Source organism: bacterium (genome assembly GCA_037143175.1).
Lineage (GTDB): Bacteria > Verrucomicrobiota > Kiritimatiellia > CAIKKV01 > CAITUY01 > JAABPW01.
On record JBAWZF010000008.1, the window covers coordinates 64,585 to 82,858 of the forward strand.

Sequence of the window (18,274 nt, forward strand, 5' to 3'; positions counted from 1 at the left end):
ATGGATTCATCATTTTATCAGAATGGTGTGTTCTTTCTCGTCATTCTGTTTTTCTATTTATTTTCCATCCTGGACGGATTTGATTTTGGCATTGGGATGATGCTTCCCTTCGCCCGAGGCAAGGGGGAAGCCGCTCGCCTGGTATCGCATATTGCTCCCTTTTGGGATGGCAACGAGGTATGGCTGGTCATAGGAGCTGGGTTTGTTATTGGCGCATTTCCGGCGGTGATGGGGCTGTTGTTGGGCACTATTTATCTCCCCTTTTTGCTCCTGATTGTCGGGCTCATCTTGCGGGCCATGGCGCTGGAGTATTCCTATCATGATCTCAAGCACCAGCGTATGTGTCATCTGATTGCCGCCGCAGGCAGTTTTCTGGTGACGCTTCTGGGTTTGTTTTTTATCGGGACCATTCTCCAGGGACTGCCTTTTGAGGGGCCGGGAAAATTGAGTTCGAAAGCGGGTGACTACCTTTCGGCCTTCCCGATTCTGTTTAGTCTGGTGGGGTTGGTGGTCGTGCTGTGGCACGGGGTGACGTATGCGCTCAAGCAGGATCCGGCTAAAGCCCTGCAGAAGATTGCGGGGCAGGTCTGGTGGGGCCTGATGGGAGCAAGCGTGGTACTGATTGCCGCCTGGGTTGTGTTCCTGCCACATGCCATGAGGCAACCGCTGGCATGGGTGGGGGGAGGGCTTTGTCTGGGTGGTGTGATCGGCGGCCGGTTGTTATTGGGCCGTAAAGGGTGGCCCTTTTGGTTTTCCTGTATCAATGTCACAGGGTTATGGGTTCTTATTCTGGCGTCATTGTATCCGGTTGTGTTGCCTGCCCGTCATCATCCCGAGTGGAGTCTGACCATCACTTCCGCCGCTGCGCCATTATCAACGTTAAAACTTTTGCTGGTTATGGGATTGATTCTGGTGCCCATCATTATAGCCTATAGTTATTTTACGTATCGGGTGTTCGTGAAAAAGGAGAGTAACGATGCAACAAATGGTCATTTGTAAATCATGTGGATATATCATGGCGCAGAGCAAGCTGGGTGCCGTGTGTCCTGCTTGCGGCGTGAAGGCTGTCATGTTCATTCCGCACGATGAGCGGATCTCTGACCGGCGCAAACTCTTGCTGGCCCTCGATATCCATCCGATATTGGTTCATTTCACCCAGGCCTATACGGCCACCATTCTGGTTCTTTCCCTGCTGGCGCTGATTTTGAAGCCAGGTTGGCTTGAGCGGATTACGACCGTGATAACGGTGCTGGGTTACGCGTTGCCATTGACGGTCATCGTCGCCTTTGCCGCCGGCTTGTTTGATGGAAAAACCCGCTTCAAGAAGTTCAAGACACCCTTGTTGGTTAAAAAAATGGTGCTGGGCGCAGTTTTCTTTGTGCTCACCTGTGGCGTTTTCGTGTGTGTCCTGTGCAATCCACTGCCACTGGTGCTCATCGCCGTGCTGAGTGCGATCGCCATGGTGTGTGCCTCTATTCTGGGATTCTGGGGCGTAAGCCTGCTGAATTCACGTTTCCCTGGGTGAGAAGTCAGTAGTCAGTAGTCAGTGAGCAGTTAACAGTAGGCAGTGGACAGTAAACAGTTGACAGTAAGCAGTAATTAATTTTTTTTCTGCCCACTGCCCACTGCCCACTGCCCACTGCCCACTGCCTACTGTTTTTCCACTGTCAGGCATTCGATCAGGCCGAGGAAGGCGTGGCGGGTTTTGAGATTTACAAAGCCGGCTTCATGAAAGAGAACGGCTAGGTGGTGACGATCCGGGTAGCGCGCCAGACTGTCGGCGATGTAGGCATAGACGCGGGGATCGCGATGCAGAATCCAGCCCCAGATACTTCCCCAGACCCTGAGAAGGGTGTGTCCGATGTGTTGAAGCCAGAGGTTCGCAGGCTTTGAGAAATCCAGAAATACAGCGATGCCGCCTGGCTTCAGGACACGGTGTATTTCCTGTATGGCTTCACGTAAATCGCCCGCATTTCGTAACGCATAGCCTCCGGTGACAATATCGACTGAACTATTTTTCAGATCGGTGTGGCCCATATCCCCGACCACGTAGCGCAGTTGCGGAGGTTGGCCATGTTGTTGTGCCTGAGTGAGCATGGCTTCCGTCAGATCGAGGCCAATGACGGTGCCGGCCGGATATCGTGCGGCGAGTCGCCGGGTAAGATCGCCGGTACCACAGGCAAGATCAAGGCAGACAGGCGCTGGCAGTTTGGGGAGTCCCGCAACCAGTTGATCTTTCCAGCAGGCATCACGGCCCAGAGAGAGAAAGCGGGTGGCGTGATCGTATTGTGGGGCGATTAAGGTGAAAAGGTCCCTGTTGAGTTTCCGGGTCCGGTTGGGCTCAGCCAGATCCTCTCGCATCTGTGATAGAAATTCGTGGAGCATGGTTAAAGCGGATTGGTGTCTGGGATGGTCAGCATGGCGAAATAGGGTGCCAGGTGGTGGCGCAGTGAGGTGCCGAAAAGGATGTGGCGGACAAATGCGCTACGCAGGGATGCGGATCTGAGTCCTTTGCGAGTGCCCAGCCACATGCCACAGGCGGCCCGATTGGCGGCGACACGAAAGGCGCGACGTCGGCAATGTTCGTATCGTCCCAGAAGCCGCTCGGGCGGCTCGCCAGTTTCGCAGAGTCGTTTGAGAACAGCGGCCAGATGCCAGGCATCTGCCAGACCGGTGTTCATACCCTGGCCCCCGATGGGGCTCATCACATGGGCGGCATCACCGCAGAGTGCTACCCGGCCTTTGAAATAATTGCGACACAGTCGGCGTTCCGGCGTGAAGGTGGTTACCCATTGCGCTTGGTTGGCCTCAAGGGCAATGCCGGTGACTTCTTCGACGCGTTGCACAAGGGCCGTTGCATTTGCCAATGTGGGCTTCGCCTGAATGACCCAGCGTCGTTGTTCCTGCGGCAGCGGGAACGATTCAATTGAGCCGGTCGGGGTGAAGAAGAGTCTGGCTTCACCAGTCCATGGGGTTGTTTCAGGGAAATCACCCATCATGAATAAAGTCGCATACATTTTTCCGTGACAGGGGATTCCCACGTAGGTGCGTACCGGGCTACGACTTCCGTCGCAGGCAATCACAAAACGTGCCGATAAGGTGGTGGTCGTGCCTGCGGCGCTGTTGCTGGTTTCGAGCAATACTCCATGCGGAGTCTGGGTGATCGACTGCGCTTCCTGTTCGAGCAGCAGGCGCACTTGAGGCCAGGCTCGGAGTTTGTCGCGCAAAATTCGGACTAACGCGCTTTGAGGGACTGAGAGAACGTAATTGAAAGGCGGTGGCAGGCCGCTCAAATCCAGACTACCCAGCAGGGATTTCTCTGAGAAGATGCTGGCATGGGTGACGGGACAGCCGGCCTGAATGACTGATTCGGACAGGTTAAGATGATGCAAACGCTGAAGGGAGGGCGGCATGACTCCGATGGCCATCGAGGAGGAGGCGAGGTCTAAACGTTTTTCGAGGAGCAGGCAGGATAGGCCCATTTGTCCCAGCAGATTCGTCAGGAATGAGCCGCAAGGGCCGGCCCCCACCACAATGACATCGGCATCATAAGCTTTAGGAAGATCGGTCATGGTGAGGTCTTACAAAAATTCGACCAGCATGGCGAAGGCCGAGAAACCGGCCCCGAACGAGAGCAATACGCCGCGGTCACCCGGCTTTGGCTGGCCTTGTTCGATAATCTGCTTGAGAGCAAACAAGACAGAGGGTGACGACATGTTGCCGTAAGTGTGGAAGACGTTCAGTGAATATTGTAGGGCCTTGGCGTCCAGTCCGAGATCGCGTCCAACTTGATCCAGTACCGCTGTGCCGCCTGCATGAACCGCCCACCAGGAGATATCCTCGCGAGTGAGTTGGTGTTGAGTGAGTAGAGTGTTCAGGGCCTCGCCGGCGAGTTTTGCGCCGATGACGGGCACCCGTGTGGTGAGCACATTGCGAAGGCGACCTTGTTCCTGCCGGTAGCGAAGTTGCTCGCGGTATTTAGGGTGAATGCTGGAGGTACTGCCCAGAATGCGCATCAAGCCTGCGGTTTTTGAAAGGGTTGACTCGTTTTGGAGGATGACGGCGGCGGCCCCGTCTCCAAAGATGCAATTGCTGACGATCAGGGCGGGGTCGGGGCCCATAAACAGGGTGGCGCTACAAGCTTCCACCGCGACGCTTAGCCAGGGGAGTCCGTCATTGGCCGCCAGTAATGCCGAGGCGGTATCAATGTTGGGTAAGGCTCCGCCGCAGCCCATGCCGGCAATATCCAGGGTTTTGACGGTACTGGGGAGTCCGAGGTCTTCCACCAGGTAGGATGACAGGCCCGGGCATAAGTAACCGGTACAGGTGTTCACCACCACGCCGCCAAGATCATGCACCGTCAGGCCGGCTTCGGTAATGGCTTTTCTTGCTGCCGCCGCGCCGGTTTGGCGGGCAAATTTGACGAAACGCTCGTTTAGTCGGTCGGGATTTGTTTCGCAGGCGTCTTCTGCGCAATCCAATCCGAAATAGCGCCCTTGAATGGGGCCATCAATTAGAAGCTTATGGTAGAGGGTTTGCTCTTCCGGGGTGAGTGCGAAATGGGAAACATAGAATTCATAGGCGTCTTGTTGTGTTACGTAGAAAGGAGGATTGGCGGTGGCGGGAACACGAAGGATGGTTTGCATAAGGCGCGTCTTTCTCTGAATGGCTGAAACTATCCTAGGCGTGGTCAGTTTTGTCAAGATTCGCGAGGGGTGGAACACGCCTCCATGGTGTGTCCAGGGAAGACGGCCAGCGGATTATCAGCCTAAATAGTTGTTACAGGTGAAATTATTCGAGACTGCGGTCTTGAATTACCTTCTTGAATGCTAGAAGCAGTCTGATACACTGATAATGTCAATAGTGATGTCGTTTTGACATTACTGGCGACATCACTAATTTGAGAGGAAGGTTCCATGAAAGCGCTGACATTGAGGCATGTGCCTGATGAGGTGGTGGAGTATATTGTTGCCACTGCCAAAGAGAATCACCAAAGCATGAATGCCACTGTTGTGCAGGCGTTAAAGCGGTATTTTGGGGTAGATGCACATCCCCGGCGCAAACGCGATCTTTCTGCTTTCGTGGGTTCATGGGAGAAACCGGATTTGGATGACTTTGAACGCGCCACAGCCGATTTCTCGAAAATTGATGAGGAGTTGTGGCGGAAATGAAGCGTTGCATTGATACCTGCGCCTATCCCCACGAACGACATCTGGATTGCCGCGACGGCTCTTGAACTTGGTGCCAGCCTGATTACCTATGATGCCCACTTTGCGACTATTCCAGGTCTTATTGTGGATGTTCCCTGATCCGCTATAACCGGATACCATAATCAAAGTCTCGAACATGGATAGACAGGATTTACAGGATGGGGCAACTTCTGGGAAATTTTATCAACTTATGACTAGTTATGCTAAAGAGCTAATAGATTTCAGGCCCGGACACGGCTTTTTTATTGGAATCGATTCCGATGGGTGTGCCTTTGACACCATGGAGATCAAGCAGAAGCAGTGCTTTTTGCCGAATAACATCAAGTTTTTCGGACTAGAATCGATTGCCGATTATGCGAAGGAGGCAACAGAGTTTGTGAATCTGTACTCCAAGGAGCGGGGTAGCAACCGTTATCCCGCTATTCTTTCGGTTTTGAGCTGGCTGTCCAAACGCAGGGAAGTCATTGATCAGGGCGTAAAAGTGCCCGATCTCAAGCGCCTGCGAAAATGGGTGCAAGAGGGGTCTCAGCTTAGCAAGAGTGTGTTGCGTGCACTGGTAGAAAAAACGGGTGATTTCGAACTGCGGAATGTGCTGGCTTGGTCAGAGGCCGTGGATGCGACCATTGAAGCGGTTGTCAAAGGGGTGCAACCTTTTCCGTGGGTGCGGGAGTCACTTGAGAAAGCCTTTGCTCAGGCCGACATCATGGTTGTTTCCCAGACGCCCCTGGAGGCGCTTGAGCGGGAGTGGACGGAACATGACTTGATCAAGTTCGTGCGTGTAATTGCCGGGCAGGAGCATGGCACCAAGACGGAGCACATTGCCTTGGCGGCCAAGGGGAAATACCCTGCTGATAAAATCATGATGATTGGTGATGCCCAGGGCGATTATCGGGCGGCGGCAGAGAATGGTATCTGTTTCTTTCCGATTGTTCCCGGCAAAGAAGAGGCTTCCTGGCAGCGGTTCCTGACCGAATCCCTGGAAAAATTCTGGGCTGGCACCTACAAGGGCCAGTATGAAGCCGCGCTGATAAAAGAGTTTGATGCCGCGCTGCCGGATACCCCGAGGTGGGGTTAAAATCGCGAGCTAAACGTGCATGCATTTTTCAGGTTCGTCGCTGATTTCGGTGGGTAGTCCCGGTCCCACGGGGCGCTCCTGGCCCAGCCTAACCGGAACCAAAATCCGATTGACTGCCTGTCATCGAAGTTGCTTCACGACCAGGAGTTGACAGCTTTTGCATATCTCATAACTATACTATAGACAAATATTAGTGTCTTGCGTTTTAATCTTGAAGTTCGGGCTTGCGCAGGAGTGAGTGTCAGCTAATAAAATAACTTATTGGCTATATAACCAGAAGGTGATATCTTCATGAGTTGGGTGGTCGAATATTCGGATGAGTTTGGGGAGTGGTGGGAGAGTATGGTACGAGGAGTTCGTCCCGATCGTGGATAAGATTTATCACAAACATATGATGGCACTTGCGCGGGAGAAATAACATTATGTCAAAGCCTTTCAAAAAGTTGGTAAATACATTGTCCGCCGAAAGTCGGGCGCGGATCCAAAAGAGGATTGCGGATATTTCGGGGGAAATGGCTTTGCAGGAGGTCAGGCAGGCCATGGAATTGACCCAGCAACAGATAGCCCAAACCCTATCTATGAATCAGGCAGCCATCTCAAAACTTGAGCATCAATCGGATATGTATATCAGTACGCTCAGGAAATTTCTTTCCGCAATGGGCGGGAATCTCCGGATCGTGGCGTCTTTTCCGGAGGGTGAGGTTGTGATCAACCAATTCAAAAAAATGACCAAAGTGCCCCGTCAACACGCGTGAGGTGAAAGGGTTATCTGTTAATGGATAAAGGTTATTGGTGGGGAAATCCCTAATAACAAATAACTGAATAACCATTAACTGAGCGTCGGCACGAAGCTCAGTACGTCCGCCCTATCGCCCGGCGCAGCTTGTACAGCATGATGCCCCAGAGGTAGACAAAGAAGCCCAACTCGCCGCTACTCATTTTCAGGCGGAAGATATGGGTATAGCCCTTGAATCCGCGATAGATGAGATTGTAGAGGATATTGTTAGGCCATTTGATCAGGCGGCGTGCCAGGGGGATCAGGGAGGGGAACTCAATGCAGAGCGCAAAGAATTTGTGCAGGTTCTCAAACTCGCGCTTGGTCTGGCCCTTGTTGATGGGCGACTCAACCTGATAGGAGGCGTGTTGCTTGTGGGTCGCATCCAGATAGCCTTTTTTGACGCAGTAATGCCACAGCGCGGTGCGGGGGTAAGGTTGGAAAATGGACGCCCAGGCGTAGGCGGGTTTGACCCGCGCGTTGACCGCAATGGTCTCGAAAGCGTTCTCAACCGTTTCATCCGGTAGCCCAACCATATTCTGGGTCATGATGGAAATACCGTATTTATGGAACAAATCCGCTGCTTCAACGATTTTAGCATTCGTCATGTCTCGGTTAAGCACGATCTTGCGGAGTTCCTCATTCCCGCTCTCGATTCCCATGGCGATGGTCACGCAGTTGGCGAGCTTCAGCGACTTGACCACCTCTTCGTTAACGAGGTTGGCACGAACATAACAGATCATGGGTAGGCCAACTCGCTTGCTGTAAACCTCGGCGAACTCCTTGAGCCAGACCCGATTCATGATGAAAAGGTCATCGTGGAAATAGACGATCTTGAGCGGGTAGTTCTTCCGGACCTCTTCCAACTCCTGAACGACATTCTCCACGCTGCGAAGTCGGCAATACTGCGTCTCATTGGCCTCTTCCCGATACATTTTCTTCAGCTTGTGGTTGAAGCAGTAGGCGCAGTCATAGGGACAGCCGCGGCCAGCCAGGAAGTGTTTCACGCTGCTGTGGGCGTAGGCGTAATACTTCAGGAAAGAGGCCCGGTCGGGGAAGGGGAGAGAATCCAGAGAGTGATTCAAGGGCATGATCTGGTTTTTGATCACTTCGCCGTTCTTTTTGACCCACAGGTTGGGGAGCATGGAATAGTCCTCGCCCGCCTGCATCTTGTTCAACAAGGCTACAATGGCATCGTCCCCTTCGCCGCGGCAGATGATGTCGACCTCAGGCTCGTCAATGATCTCGGGGAAAAAAGTGGGATGCGGACCACCCAGGATCGAGATGAACTTCGCATGTTTGCGAAGACGGCGGATCAATTCCAGGTAGTAGGGCTCCGAGCCACTGGTGACGGAGAAGCCGATCACGTCGGGCTTGTACTCCGCAACCGCCTTGAACAGGTTTGGCTCCAAATTAGTCAGGAACAGGTCTGATTCGTGCCCATGCTTTTTGACATTGGCGATTAAGCACATGATCCCCATGGGGTCTGTGATATCAAGCGAGGCCGTTTTATAGACAAATAAACACTTCATTGGTATAAGCCCGTGTAATCGTTGAATGTAATCCACGCAAAAAGCGTTGGTAATATATTCTGTCACGGCGGCGGCAACAAGATAAATGAAGGGGAAGCAGGTTGAATGAATAGAATCACAGTACTTCACCTGTGCGAGCATTTTGGTGACAGACAGGTGTCCTTTCATGGGGTGTCCCGCCTGTTTGAGCTCTGGATTCCCGCTTTTGATCCCACGCGGTTCCGGGTGCTGTTGTGCAGTCGGAAAGGGCCCAGCGAGATGGCGGACAGGCGGTTGAAGGCAGCTGGCATCGAGCCGCTTTATCTTGGCTATGGAAAAATGGATCCCCGGAACCTGATTAAGCTGATTGGACTGATGCGGCGGGCCGATGTGGATATCCTGCATGTTCACGGGTATGGCGCCTCTACCTGGGGCCGGATTGCCGGGATTCTACTTCGCAAGCCGGTGATCGTTCACGAACATTGCAACTATGGAACGGTTCCGGTTTTCCAACGGCCAGTGGAATGGGTGTTGGGCCACTTTACCCGTTATGCTTATGCGGTATCTGAATCCACTCGTACCTTTACGGTTAAGAAGCGCCATATTCCGGCTGCGATCGTCGAGACACTCTATAGCGGGATTCCCCTGGAGCAGATTCGCAAGGCTGATTCGGAGTGGGGCCGGTCGTTTCGCGTCGAACAGGGCCGTAAGCCTGACGATAAAATTCTTGGCGTGGTGGGGCGGCTGGAAAGTCATAAGGGACATCTGGACGCCTTTAAAGCTCTGCAATTGATGTTAAAAAAGCGAAGCGATGTCTACTTATGGGTGTTGGGGAATGGCCACTATGAAGACGTTTTGTGTGACTGGGTGAAGGAGAACAGTCTGACGGATCGCATTACCTTTTTGGGGTACCGGAATGATGTGGTTAAGGTGATTCAATGTTTTGATATCCAGCTCTTTCCGAGTCATCAGGAGGGAACCCCCAGTACGCTGTTTGAAGGCATGGCGGTGGGGAATGCCTGTGTGGCCTCTATGGCGGATGGCCAGGGCGAAATACTAACCCACGAAAAAGATGCCCTGCTCTTTGTGCCGGGCGATGTGGAAGCGATGGCCCGGCTTACCCTGCGCCTGCTGGATGATCCCGGCCTCATGAAGCACCTGCGTCAACAGGCCCTGACGCGTATCCGGGATTTTGACATGAAGCGCTGTCTCGATAAGATGGAGCGGAAGTACGAGGAAGTGGTGTGAGCCCTACCTCATCTTCGATATCTGGCGGCTGGCCAGGATGAAGTCGAGGCGGGCGAGGAGGAAGTGGGAGATGCGTTCGAGGAGTTTTTCCCACCAGCCCCGGGCTTGCCCCCAGGTGGCCGGGTCTATTTTTCGGCAATGGGGCAGATAGTCCTGGAAAATTTCATGGGCCTCCTGTGCCAGATTCCCATCCCTGATCCTGACCAGTAATTCGTAGTTGATGCTCAGGCTCCGGGTATCCAGATTCGCAGAGCCCACATACACCATAGTGTCGGCCACAATCAGTTTTGTGTGCAGGATCTGAGCATTGTATTCAAAAATTGTCACCCCGGCTTTCAGGAGACGGCGATAGAGGGCACGGCCTGCATAGCGGGCGATCGCCACATCCGTTTTACCGGCGGTGATAATCTTTACATCCCGTCCCAGCCGTGCGGCATGGATCAGGATATTTCGAATTCGGCGGGTGGGGAGAAAGTAGGCGGAAATGATCCGGATGGAACGGGCATGCTGGAGATCCCTTTGAAGTATGAGCTTGATGGTATTGTCGAGGCCACCTGGCCCACTGGCCAGAAGTACGGGGAGGGGCTTATCCTGCGTCCGATTCAGGAACCGGGGCCGTCTTAATCGCAGGCGGGGAAGTCGTCTGTGTCTGAATTGGGCGACACGGAACATCCGCTCAAACGAAGAGGTCAGATCGTGAACCACCATGCCATTAAGGCGCAGCCCCAGGTCCCGCCAGCCGTGGGTGATCCCGTCGCCCGTTTCGCTGGAGGATATATTGAAGCCACTGACGAACGCGACTTTGTTGTCGCAGACGAGAAGTTTCCGGTGATTCCTGAGGGCGATACGGCTTAGCGAAAGGGGATTGAAGAAGGCCACTTCGCCCCCGGCAATGATCACGGCCGACCAGTAGTCGGAAGGCAGATCCATGGAGCCGAACGCGTCGAGCAGTACTTTGACTTTTACTCCTCGCCGTAGGGCGGTCAGGAGGGCATCATGAATATCGTCGCCAGGATAGCCCGCGTCAAAGATATAGGTTTCCAGCAGGACTGACTCTTTGGCTTTTCCGATCTCCGTGAGTAGAGCCCGATAAAATGTGTTGCCAGTCTGATACCACTGATACGGTGAATTCATGTCGCTAATAGTTGGCTGAGCGTAAGTAGAAAATCCCGGTTATCGGCGCACAGATAATGCATTTCGCCACCCATGCGATTGAAGGTTTTGCAGTATCTTAGATAATAGGCGGGATTATCCTTGGGCGGTTCGCCGTTTTTTTGCCAATCCCAGGTGGATTCAGCAAGGTCCACCACGACAATAAAATGCCGGTTGATCGGCTGGCCTGCCTGTAGGGCTAGGTTTTGCGACATGGAGAGCGCCTTCTCAAAGATCATGGGGGACATGACGGCGGATCCGATGGACAGGTAGACTCCGCCTTGAAGTTGGCTGATGGAATGGGTGAATGACATGAAATCCCGCAGGGCCGTACGTCCGATGGCTGCCCCGTGATTCATCGGGTGGTTATAGATGATGTCATGCCCGATCATGGGATGGCCGGTAAACGGGATTCCCCGCCGGTAAGCCGTTGCCTGGGCGCTATAGGCCTTGAAGGGATGGGGTATGGCCAGGGGGCCGGGGGTTAACTTGAATTTTCGGATAGTCCCTAAAAGATCCACTGCTGCCGCCAGTCGGTCTTCGCTCACAATCATGTTCTTGATTTCCCCTATCAGGGACTCTTGTGCCGGAATGATCAGCCCTTCCCGCTCGATCATTTTGCCGACTGACTCTCCATAGCCGAGTCCTTCGTAGGCACCGATGACAATGGCCAGGTTGATATAGAAGCCGGTTTCCTGCCAGATGCCGAACTCCCCACGGGCGACATGGGTTTTAACATCCTCACTACTCTGGCCGAGATAGGCAAACTCCCAGTCGTGAATAATACCCGCGCCGTTGGTTGCCAGATGGGTGATCCAGCCATTCTCCATCAGGTTGATCAGTACGGGGGAAAGTCCGTTTTTGATGGTGTGGGCGCCAAAGGCCATGACCACGGGTTTACCCGTCTGACGGGCCGAGCGAATCCGCGTCACCGTCTCCTGCATCAACTTCATGGCCGTGGCCGTCAGTGGGGTGGGGGCCTGGTCTGGCTTTACATGATCCTGCTCAATGGCAAGTTTGTTGGGGCGCTGTGCGAGCGACTTAATGAGCAATTTACTACGGTCAAATTGTGGATAAGGCATTGAGAACGTCTCCTGATAAGCTGACTGTAAGACAAGCTCAGAGAACGGTCAATGCCATCCTGAAATAAACACCGTGGGGATCTCGCTGATAACGCGACCTGAATTCTGGCTTCTGAAGTCGGGGCGAGTACAATATTTTGCAATCGCACCCGGCGGTGTTTGGAGCCGGAAGAAACAGGTTGCCGCCGTGAATGTTTTCGCCTATCTTTTACTGTGTAGCACATGTTTTCATCGTCAACTCATTATTGATCATAAATAGTTAATATTTAACATGTTGCGCCACGCTAAATCAAGCGGAATAAGCGGATTTTACGCTAAATTGCTGAGTAAAAAACTTTTAGACGTTGCTCGAAAATACCTTATCGAGCAACGTCTTATTACGGGGAGTATGATGAAACTGGAAAAATATTCAATGGGGATTGGGGATCGGTTTGGGCATCAGGGTGCGGCGCAATTGCAGGCCTTTGAACTTGCCCGGGCGCAGCAGGTTGATATTACACCGGTCTGGAATAAGTCAAATCGTGAACATACCACCATCGGGACCAAGCCGGAAAATGCCCGGCAGGCGGCCGAGTCCGCGGTTCGGCAGCGGAAATGGACTGGCCCGTGGCTGGTCGATGCCGATCATATCGGCTTGAAAACGGTGGCCGGCTTCATTGCGCCTTGTGATTTCTTCACACTGGATGTGGCGGACTTCATCGGGGAAGCCGCTGATCCTGATGCGATAGCGGAGTTTGTGGCGGTCTTCAGCCGATATGTCGGAACGGTTGCCTCGCCGGATGGTAAGATGAAGCTCGAGGTCACGCTGCCATTTCTACAGGAGGTTGCATGCCGATATCTCAAAGCGGTCCAGGAAGCGGGCAAGATCTACCGATTTATTGAGGAGGCGAAGGGGCGTGGTAAGTTTGTAACGGAAGTATCCATGGATGAGTCCTTACAGCCGCAAACCCCTGCAGAGTTGTTTTTTATCCTGGGCGCCCTAGCGCATGAGGGTGTTCCGGTGCAGACGCTGGCGCCAAAGTTCAGTGGGCGGTTTAATAAAGGCGTCGATTATGTGGGCGATGTGGCGCAGTTCACCCGTGAATTTGATGCCGATTTGAGCGTCCTGGCGATGGCGGTGGCGGAGTTCGGGTTGCCGGCCTCGCTGAAACTGAGCGTCCATTCCGGGAGTGACAAGTTTTCTTTGTATCGTCCGATCCATCAGTTGTTGCGTAAACATCAGGCAGGGGTTCATTTGAAAACGGCCGGGACGACCTGGCTGGAAGAGGTGGCTGGCCTGGCTTTGGCTGGGGGGGATGCCTTGAAGCTGGCGGCAGGGATTTATGAGAAGGCGTATGGACGGTTTGATGAACTTTGTGCCCCGTACGCAACGGTGATCGAAATTCATAAGTCGGATCTCCCTGCGCCGCAGGTCGTGGCAGGGTGGACGGGACAAGATTTTGCGGCCGCCTTGCGGCATGACCCGGCAAACAAGTTATTCAATCCCAACTTCCGTCAGCTCTTGCATGTGGGGTATAAAGTGGCGGCAGAGTGCGGCACTGTTTATACGCAAGCATTGGAAGCCCATGCCGACCGGATTGCCCCCCTGGTGACCGATAATCTCTGGAACAAACATATTCAGCCGGTATTTGTCGGGTAGGAGAAGGCGCATACAAGAGAATGCAGTTCCGTTTTAATTATGTGCACAAGAGAGTACAATGGTGCCATTCATTTATTGTTCCAGACCAATCAGAGGCAAAAAATAATTCTATTGATTTTGCGTAGTCTGGTTCTATGAATGATGTATTTAGGCTCTCTTATATCACCTGATATTCAAACAGTTTTGCTTGTACTGGCACACGCCTTGCTTTATATTTTTACGTTCTTAAACCGGATGGTGGGCATGGCCCCCCTGTGATTTGCGGCTGTAACGGTCGAAAAAGTTCTGTGTTATGAAAGTGAGCATAAGCTGAATATGGTTCCTAGCCAACCGACAAGAGGTCTGACCATCCGGTCGTTCGTTGTGGCCATTGTGTCCATGCTGTTGATGGGCATTTGGATACAATACGAAGAATTATATAATACTTATGGTGGGCCCTTGGCGGAGAATTCGCCCCCGAATAGTGCGGTGGGCGTAATAGGTGTGTTGTTGTTGATTTGTGCGGTGCTCTATAAGATCCGCCGTCCTCTGCGCCTGGTGGCTGCTGAACTGGTGGTTATTTATGCCGCCCTGGTGTTGGCCGCGCCGCTCATGACCCAGGGGATGTGGCATCGGATTTTCGGTTTGGTTGCCGCCGTGCCTCACAATCAGGATTTCAAGACGTATGATAGTTTGCCTCTGATCGCTTGGCCGCATGGTGACAATCTTTGCGTGAATGGCCAATTTAAGGACAAGCTGACCGGATTCACGCATACCGGGGGAGGTGCCCTCGGGTGGGAAGACGCCACAATCAAGGACAAGCAGATCCGGACGAGCCCGGTGTTGTCCAATGGCACTGCCGCTGACTCGCGTACCGCGCTGCAATGGTCAATCAACCGTTATGACAAAAAGGGCAAACAAGTGCTTGTTCCCGGCGAGAGTTGCCTTTTCTCCATGTTGGTTCGGGCGCAAGGGTTCACGAAAGGATCCAGCTATTTTGTCACGATGCAGGCTGATGACGGGGTCGTCCAAACGCTGTTGGTCAGTGCGGATGTGACCCAACCGTCCTTCGCTTTTCCAGGCGGGTTTCAGCGGGTCGGCCTCAATCCCGTCAAAATTCCTTCTGATCTCAAAAACAAACTGAATTTTGCCGTCACGCTTACTGGGGAGGGGGCTCTCGCGTTGCAGGACATGCAGTTCTTTAATGTTGAGGCCGTTGAGGGTGCTTATGCCGGACGACGGCTGGTGACGGAGTCGAATCTGGCTAATCTGGATCCCAGTGAGCGCGATTTTCTGGTGGTCCGGCCCGACAATATGTTCAGCTGGGCTGGTCTCAAATTTCTGATAACGGGGTACATTCCCTTGCGACAATGGATGCAACCTGCAATGACTTGGGGGTTGTTAGTATTAGGTCTGTTTATCGGCTTCCTTGGCATGAATGTGTTGATGCGCAAGCAGTGGGTAGAGTTTGAGCGTTTTACGTTTCCCCTCACGATTCTTCCCAAGACTTTGTTTGAAGAGACGGTGACGCCGGAAGGAAAGGTCTATCGCACTGTTTTTCGAAACCGGATTCTGTGGGCCGGATTTACGGTCGGGCTTGTGTTGGCGTTGTTAAAGGGTATCCAGTTTTACTACCCCCAGTGTCCGGCGCCCATTTTTAATGTTGCAACCTTTGGCGAATATTTCACCAGTCCGGTGATCAAGGCCTTTTTGCAGAATGTGGGGATTGGGGTTGGAACAGGTATAGGACTATCGTTGTGTTTGCTGGCTATCGCCTTGCTGATCGAGACGGACATTCTTTTTTCGCTGTGGGCGTTTTTCATATTATTCCAATTATGGCATCTGTTCGGGAAAGCCTTCACGCTGACCAGGTATCCGGGATATCCCTGGGAGTTCCAGCAGGCGATGGGGGCCTTCATAGGGTACGCTCTTTTGGCGGTGTTTGTCGGACGGCATCATCTGGCGCGAGTCTTTCGCATGGTGGTCGGACGGGGCAAACCCGGGGAAGATGCCAGTTCGCAGGATGAAGTGGTGTCCTATCGGCAGGCCGTTTTATTGATTATTTCATCATTGGCGACACTGGCTCTTTGGGGTGTTTGGACGGAGATGGGCGTCAAGGCCAGTCTTTTATTTTTTGGCTACATGTTAATTTGTGGCTTCGCGGCGAGTAAGATCCGTGCGGAATGTGGCGCCCCTTTCGGCTACCTGACGCCGTATATGGGAATCCAGTTTATGACTGCGTTGGGCGGGTTTGCGGTATTCCAATCAACGGGGATGTTGATGGCCTCGCTGGCCAGTGGTTTCATTTGTACCTCGGTGTTTCTGCTGATCGCGCCGGTGCAGGTGGAAATGATGGAGCTGGGTCGGCATTTCAAAGTGCGGCCGCGTGATGTGGGTGCAGGGTTAACGCTCGGGGTGTTGGGTGGCTTGCTGATCGGTGGTTTTGTGCTGCTTTGCTGGCTTTACGGATTCGGCGGTAACAGCCTTAAAACCGCTTGGCCCTATGGGCAGAATTGGTATTTCAATAGTTTCCGTGCTGGAGAGGCTGATGCCGATCGCGCTTTTGCGGTAGGCACCCTTGGTAAAACGCCGGAGTTGGCTCCGTTCAATGTCGCACAGAATATGGATGCCAAGGGGTTGACGATTGGCGCGGGGATTACGGGGGCGGTGGCGTTTCTGCGGATGAAGTTCATGTGGTTTCCGTTCCATCCCATCGGATATGTTCTGGCTTCGAGTTACTTTATGAAGGGATCCTGGTTTGTCCTCTTTCTGGCGTGGCTGGCCCGCTTGGTGCTCTTCCGTCTTGGGGGAGCGCATGTCATACGTCGGGGCCTGGTTCCTTTTTGTGTGGGAATGTTCCTAGGCTGCGTTGCGTCGATAGTTGTCTTTGACGTTGTGGGCATTTGCCTGCGAGTCCAGGGTGTAACCGAAGTTTACTCGAAAATACCATGAGCGAAACCCGAATCAAATCATTGGGAAGCCAGCTGATCGTTGCCATTCTTTTTCTGGCGGCGGGGTTGGGATTAATCACCTTCTTTGTGCTCTTTGCCCAGCCTCCTGAGCGAACGCATCGTGCGGCCTTTGTCCGGAACTATTCCGAGGATCGGCTTTTGAGCCAATTATCAGAAACTAATTTGCAAAAAACAGTGACCCGTATTGCGGACGCCGGCGTGAAGCCGGGTGAACGGCAAATCGGACGTCTGACAGGTAGTCCGGGGTTCTACCGTACCGAGACCTTGATCCGGGATACCTTTGCGGCGGCGGGTCTTGAGGTGCGCACTCAGGAGTTTGAGGTGGTTGTACCTGAGACTGAGTTCTGTGAGATCCTGGGTGCCGACGGGAAGCCCTTGCCGGGTGTTACCTTGTACCCCTTTGAACCTTCCGGTCTGGTGCCGCAGAATGTGCCTCCGGAAGGCATCCGGGCGCGCTTGGTTGAGACAGAGAGTGCAGATTTGACGTTGCTGGCAGGGAATGATCCGAAGCAGACGATTGTTTTGACCTATCTTGATTCCGCCGGTTCCTGGCCCACCTTGGCAGGGGTCGGGGTGCGGGCTCTGGTGGTGCGCGAGGATGAAGTTGCCAAGGCGATGCGGAGTGATCCGGATCAGGCGGCCCCATGGGCGAGCATGCTGGGCGCGGCCGACATGGCCTACCCCCGGTTCGTGGCGCGCGGTCCGATTGAAAAGTTTAGTGGTCAGGACGTGACGATTCGCTCCAAGGTCGCGTGGAAGACCAAGCGGGCTCGCAATGTGGTTGGTTTGCTGCGGGGGAAGGGGGGCGGCCGCGAGGCCCTGATTCTGAATAGTTATTATGACAGCAGTTCGGTCGTTCCTGAACTGGCGCCAGGTGCGGAACAATCGCTGTCGCTGGTGGCGTTGCTGGAGCTGGCTCAGGCGCTAGGGCAGTATAAGGGCGAATTGGACCGCGATATTATTTTTGCCGCCACAGCCGGGCATGCGCAGGCATTGACTGGCGTCTGCCGATTAATGGATGCAGTAGAGAAATTCACCGAGAAACGGCGTGACTACAAGCCCTTGGAGCAGCGGCAAGTTGAAGAGCGTCGACGTCTCGACTATGCCGAACGCGCTTTGGTTTTTTGTGGCGAACTGGCCCGAAGCGAGGCGGGCGCAGGAACTCGCCTGAAGGAACGTCTGACGCAGGAGGCTGATTTCCGGAATTGGTTTGAGTCTGGAATGAAAGTGGTGTCTGGCGAGGTTAACCTGGAGCGTCGGGAAGATGTGATCACCGCCAAGCTGGCCTATTTCAGGGCGGGAAAACCGATTTTCCGAGAGGGGTTTGACGCGCTGAAGGCCACGGACGCGGAGCGGGCGATGACGGAGAATACGCATCCCTTGCTTCAGGCCTACATTGCCGCCCAGACCAAGGATAATGTGTCGGGAAACATGATGTCCCTGCCGGTATTAACCCTGGCGGAGCGGCCTGAGTTTGGCTCGTGGGGGTATCTAGCTAAAGCGACTCAATATTTTGAAGCACTGCGTAAGTATCATCGTCAGCGCATCAAGGAACTGGCTGATACCATTGAACTGCGGAAGTTGTTGGTTTCTTATGAGCGAACCCTTACGCTGAATCTGGACCTCTATTC

The 18,274-nt window shown here is 53.5% G+C and carries 16 protein-coding genes; 10 read left to right on the forward strand and 6 right to left on the reverse strand.

The genetic code is table 11. The features are described 5' to 3' along the window. Together WCI03_04905 and WCI03_04910 are read left to right on the forward strand one after the other, a co-directional pair. The gene (locus WCI03_04905) at positions 1 to 999 is read left to right on the forward strand and encodes a cytochrome d ubiquinol oxidase subunit II (protein ID MEI8139190.1); all 999 of its coding nucleotides are present in this window, start codon (positions 1 to 3) and stop codon (positions 997 to 999) included. Beyond that, the gene (locus WCI03_04910; GenBank protein MEI8139191.1) at positions 977 to 1,525 is read left to right on the forward strand and encodes a hypothetical protein; all 549 of its coding nucleotides are present in this window, start codon (positions 977 to 979) and stop codon (positions 1,523 to 1,525) included. Before WCI03_04905 ends, WCI03_04910 begins: the two co-directional genes overlap by 23 nt. A 125-nt stretch (positions 1,526 to 1,650) precedes the next feature. Here WCI03_04910 and WCI03_04915 read toward each other — a convergent pair whose 3' ends face one another. From WCI03_04915 to WCI03_04925, 3 genes are read right to left on the reverse strand one after another with little or no spacing between them, the layout of a single operon-like run. Further along, entirely contained in the window at positions 1,651 to 2,385 is a 735-nt protein-coding gene (locus WCI03_04915) for a ubiquinone/menaquinone biosynthesis methyltransferase (GenBank protein ID MEI8139192.1), read from the reverse strand. Positions 2,386 to 2,387: 2 nt separating this feature from the next. Then, positions 2,388 to 3,572 carry an NAD(P)/FAD-dependent oxidoreductase gene (locus tag WCI03_04920; GenBank protein ID MEI8139193.1) on the reverse strand — a complete coding sequence of 395 codons (1,185 nt, stop codon included), beginning with the start codon at positions 3,570 to 3,572 and terminating at the stop codon, positions 2,388 to 2,390. A 9-nt stretch (positions 3,573 to 3,581) separates the two neighbouring features. Beyond that, positions 3,582 to 4,646 (reverse strand): 3-oxoacyl-[acyl-carrier-protein] synthase III C-terminal domain-containing protein, encoded by a 1,065-nt coding sequence (locus WCI03_04925; GenBank protein MEI8139194.1) that lies wholly within the window; start codon positions 4,644 to 4,646, stop codon positions 3,582 to 3,584. A 270-nt stretch (positions 4,647 to 4,916) separates the two neighbouring features. On the opposite strand from WCI03_04925, the gene WCI03_04930 reads away from it, so the two are divergent. From WCI03_04930 to WCI03_04945, 4 genes are all read left to right on the forward strand, one after another. Next, a complete protein-coding gene (locus WCI03_04930) occupies positions 4,917 to 5,171 on the forward strand; it encodes an Arc family DNA-binding protein (GenBank protein ID MEI8139195.1) in 255 nt (84 codons plus the stop codon). 9 nt (positions 5,172 to 5,180) lie between these two features. After that, entirely contained in the window at positions 5,181 to 5,309 is a 129-nt protein-coding gene (locus WCI03_04935; GenBank protein ID MEI8139196.1) for a PIN domain-containing protein, read from the forward strand. 91 nt (positions 5,310 to 5,400) lie between these two features. Continuing rightward, on the forward strand, positions 5,401 to 6,285 hold the full coding sequence (locus WCI03_04940) for an HAD hydrolase-like protein (GenBank protein ID MEI8139197.1): 885 nt from the start codon (positions 5,401 to 5,403) through the stop codon (positions 6,283 to 6,285). 422 nt (positions 6,286 to 6,707) lie between these two features. Then, complete coding sequence (locus WCI03_04945) at positions 6,708 to 7,040, forward strand: XRE family transcriptional regulator (GenBank protein MEI8139198.1); 333 nt, start codon at positions 6,708 to 6,710, stop codon at positions 7,038 to 7,040. A gap of 97 nt (positions 7,041 to 7,137) precedes the next feature. Here the strand turns inward: WCI03_04945 and WCI03_04950 are convergent, their stop codons facing one another. Further along, complete coding sequence (locus WCI03_04950) at positions 7,138 to 8,592, reverse strand: radical SAM protein (protein MEI8139199.1); 1,455 nt, start codon at positions 8,590 to 8,592, stop codon at positions 7,138 to 7,140. Positions 8,593 to 8,697: 105 nt separating this feature from the next. Here WCI03_04950 and WCI03_04955 point away from each other — a divergent pair, with 105 nt between their 5' ends. Next, complete coding sequence (locus tag WCI03_04955) at positions 8,698 to 9,819, forward strand: glycosyltransferase family 4 protein (protein MEI8139200.1); 1,122 nt, start codon at positions 8,698 to 8,700, stop codon at positions 9,817 to 9,819. A gap of 3 nt (positions 9,820 to 9,822) precedes the next feature. Here WCI03_04955 and WCI03_04960 read toward each other — a convergent pair whose 3' ends face one another. Together WCI03_04960 and WCI03_04965 are read right to left on the reverse strand one after the other, a co-directional pair. After that, positions 9,823 to 10,953 carry a phospholipase D-like domain-containing protein gene (locus tag WCI03_04960; protein MEI8139201.1) on the reverse strand — a complete coding sequence of 377 codons (1,131 nt, stop codon included), beginning with the start codon at positions 10,951 to 10,953 and terminating at the stop codon, positions 9,823 to 9,825. Then, a complete protein-coding gene (locus WCI03_04965; protein MEI8139202.1) occupies positions 10,950 to 12,053 on the reverse strand; it encodes a hypothetical protein in 1,104 nt (367 codons plus the stop codon). The genes WCI03_04960 and WCI03_04965 overlap by 4 nt, the downstream gene beginning before the upstream one ends. 388 nt (positions 12,054 to 12,441) lie before the next feature. Here WCI03_04965 and WCI03_04970 point away from each other — a divergent pair, with 388 nt between their 5' ends. The 3 genes from WCI03_04970 to WCI03_04980 form a co-directional block, all read left to right on the forward strand. Beyond that, complete coding sequence (locus WCI03_04970; GenBank protein ID MEI8139203.1) at positions 12,442 to 13,692, forward strand: tagaturonate epimerase family protein; 1,251 nt, start codon at positions 12,442 to 12,444, stop codon at positions 13,690 to 13,692. Positions 13,693 to 14,007: 315 nt separating this feature from the next. Beyond that, positions 14,008 to 16,623 carry a DUF6785 family protein gene (locus tag WCI03_04975; protein ID MEI8139204.1) on the forward strand — a complete coding sequence of 872 codons (2,616 nt, stop codon included), beginning with the start codon at positions 14,008 to 14,010 and terminating at the stop codon, positions 16,621 to 16,623. Beyond that, a partial coding sequence (locus WCI03_04980; GenBank protein MEI8139205.1) for a M28 family peptidase occupies positions 16,620 to 18,274 on the forward strand: 1,655 nt, incomplete at its 3' end. The genes WCI03_04975 and WCI03_04980, both read left to right, overlap by 4 nt.

What these genes read in the sequence shown, in the direction of transcription:
- WCI03_04905 (MEI8139190.1), top strand. Translation starts at nt 1, where the DNA reads ATGGATTCATCATTTTATCAGAATGGTGTGTTCTTTCTCGTCATTCTG.
- WCI03_04910 (MEI8139191.1), top strand. Translation starts at nt 977, where the DNA reads ATGCAACAAATGGTCATTTGTAAATCATGTGGATATATCATGGCGCAG.
- WCI03_04915 (MEI8139192.1), bottom strand. Translation starts at nt 2,385, where the DNA reads ATGCTCCACGAATTTCTATCACAGATGCGAGAGGATCTGGCTGAGCCC.
- WCI03_04920 (MEI8139193.1), bottom strand. Translation starts at nt 3,572, where the DNA reads ATGACCGATCTTCCTAAAGCTTATGATGCCGATGTCATTGTGGTGGGG.
- WCI03_04925 (MEI8139194.1), bottom strand. Translation starts at nt 4,646, where the DNA reads ATGCAAACCATCCTTCGTGTTCCCGCCACCGCCAATCCTCCTTTCTAC.
- WCI03_04930 (MEI8139195.1), top strand. Translation starts at nt 4,917, where the DNA reads ATGAAAGCGCTGACATTGAGGCATGTGCCTGATGAGGTGGTGGAGTAT.
- WCI03_04940 (MEI8139197.1), top strand. Translation starts at nt 5,401, where the DNA reads ATGACTAGTTATGCTAAAGAGCTAATAGATTTCAGGCCCGGACACGGC.
- WCI03_04945 (MEI8139198.1), top strand. Translation starts at nt 6,708, where the DNA reads ATGTCAAAGCCTTTCAAAAAGTTGGTAAATACATTGTCCGCCGAAAGT.
- WCI03_04950 (MEI8139199.1), bottom strand. Translation starts at nt 8,592, where the DNA reads ATGAAGTGTTTATTTGTCTATAAAACGGCCTCGCTTGATATCACAGAC.
- WCI03_04955 (MEI8139200.1), top strand. Translation starts at nt 8,698, where the DNA reads ATGAATAGAATCACAGTACTTCACCTGTGCGAGCATTTTGGTGACAGA.
- WCI03_04960 (MEI8139201.1), bottom strand. Translation starts at nt 10,953, where the DNA reads ATGAATTCACCGTATCAGTGGTATCAGACTGGCAACACATTTTATCGG.
- WCI03_04965 (MEI8139202.1), bottom strand. Translation starts at nt 12,053, where the DNA reads ATGCCTTATCCACAATTTGACCGTAGTAAATTGCTCATTAAGTCGCTC.
- WCI03_04970 (MEI8139203.1), top strand. Translation starts at nt 12,442, where the DNA reads ATGATGAAACTGGAAAAATATTCAATGGGGATTGGGGATCGGTTTGGG.
- WCI03_04975 (MEI8139204.1), top strand. Translation starts at nt 14,008, where the DNA reads ATGGTTCCTAGCCAACCGACAAGAGGTCTGACCATCCGGTCGTTCGTT.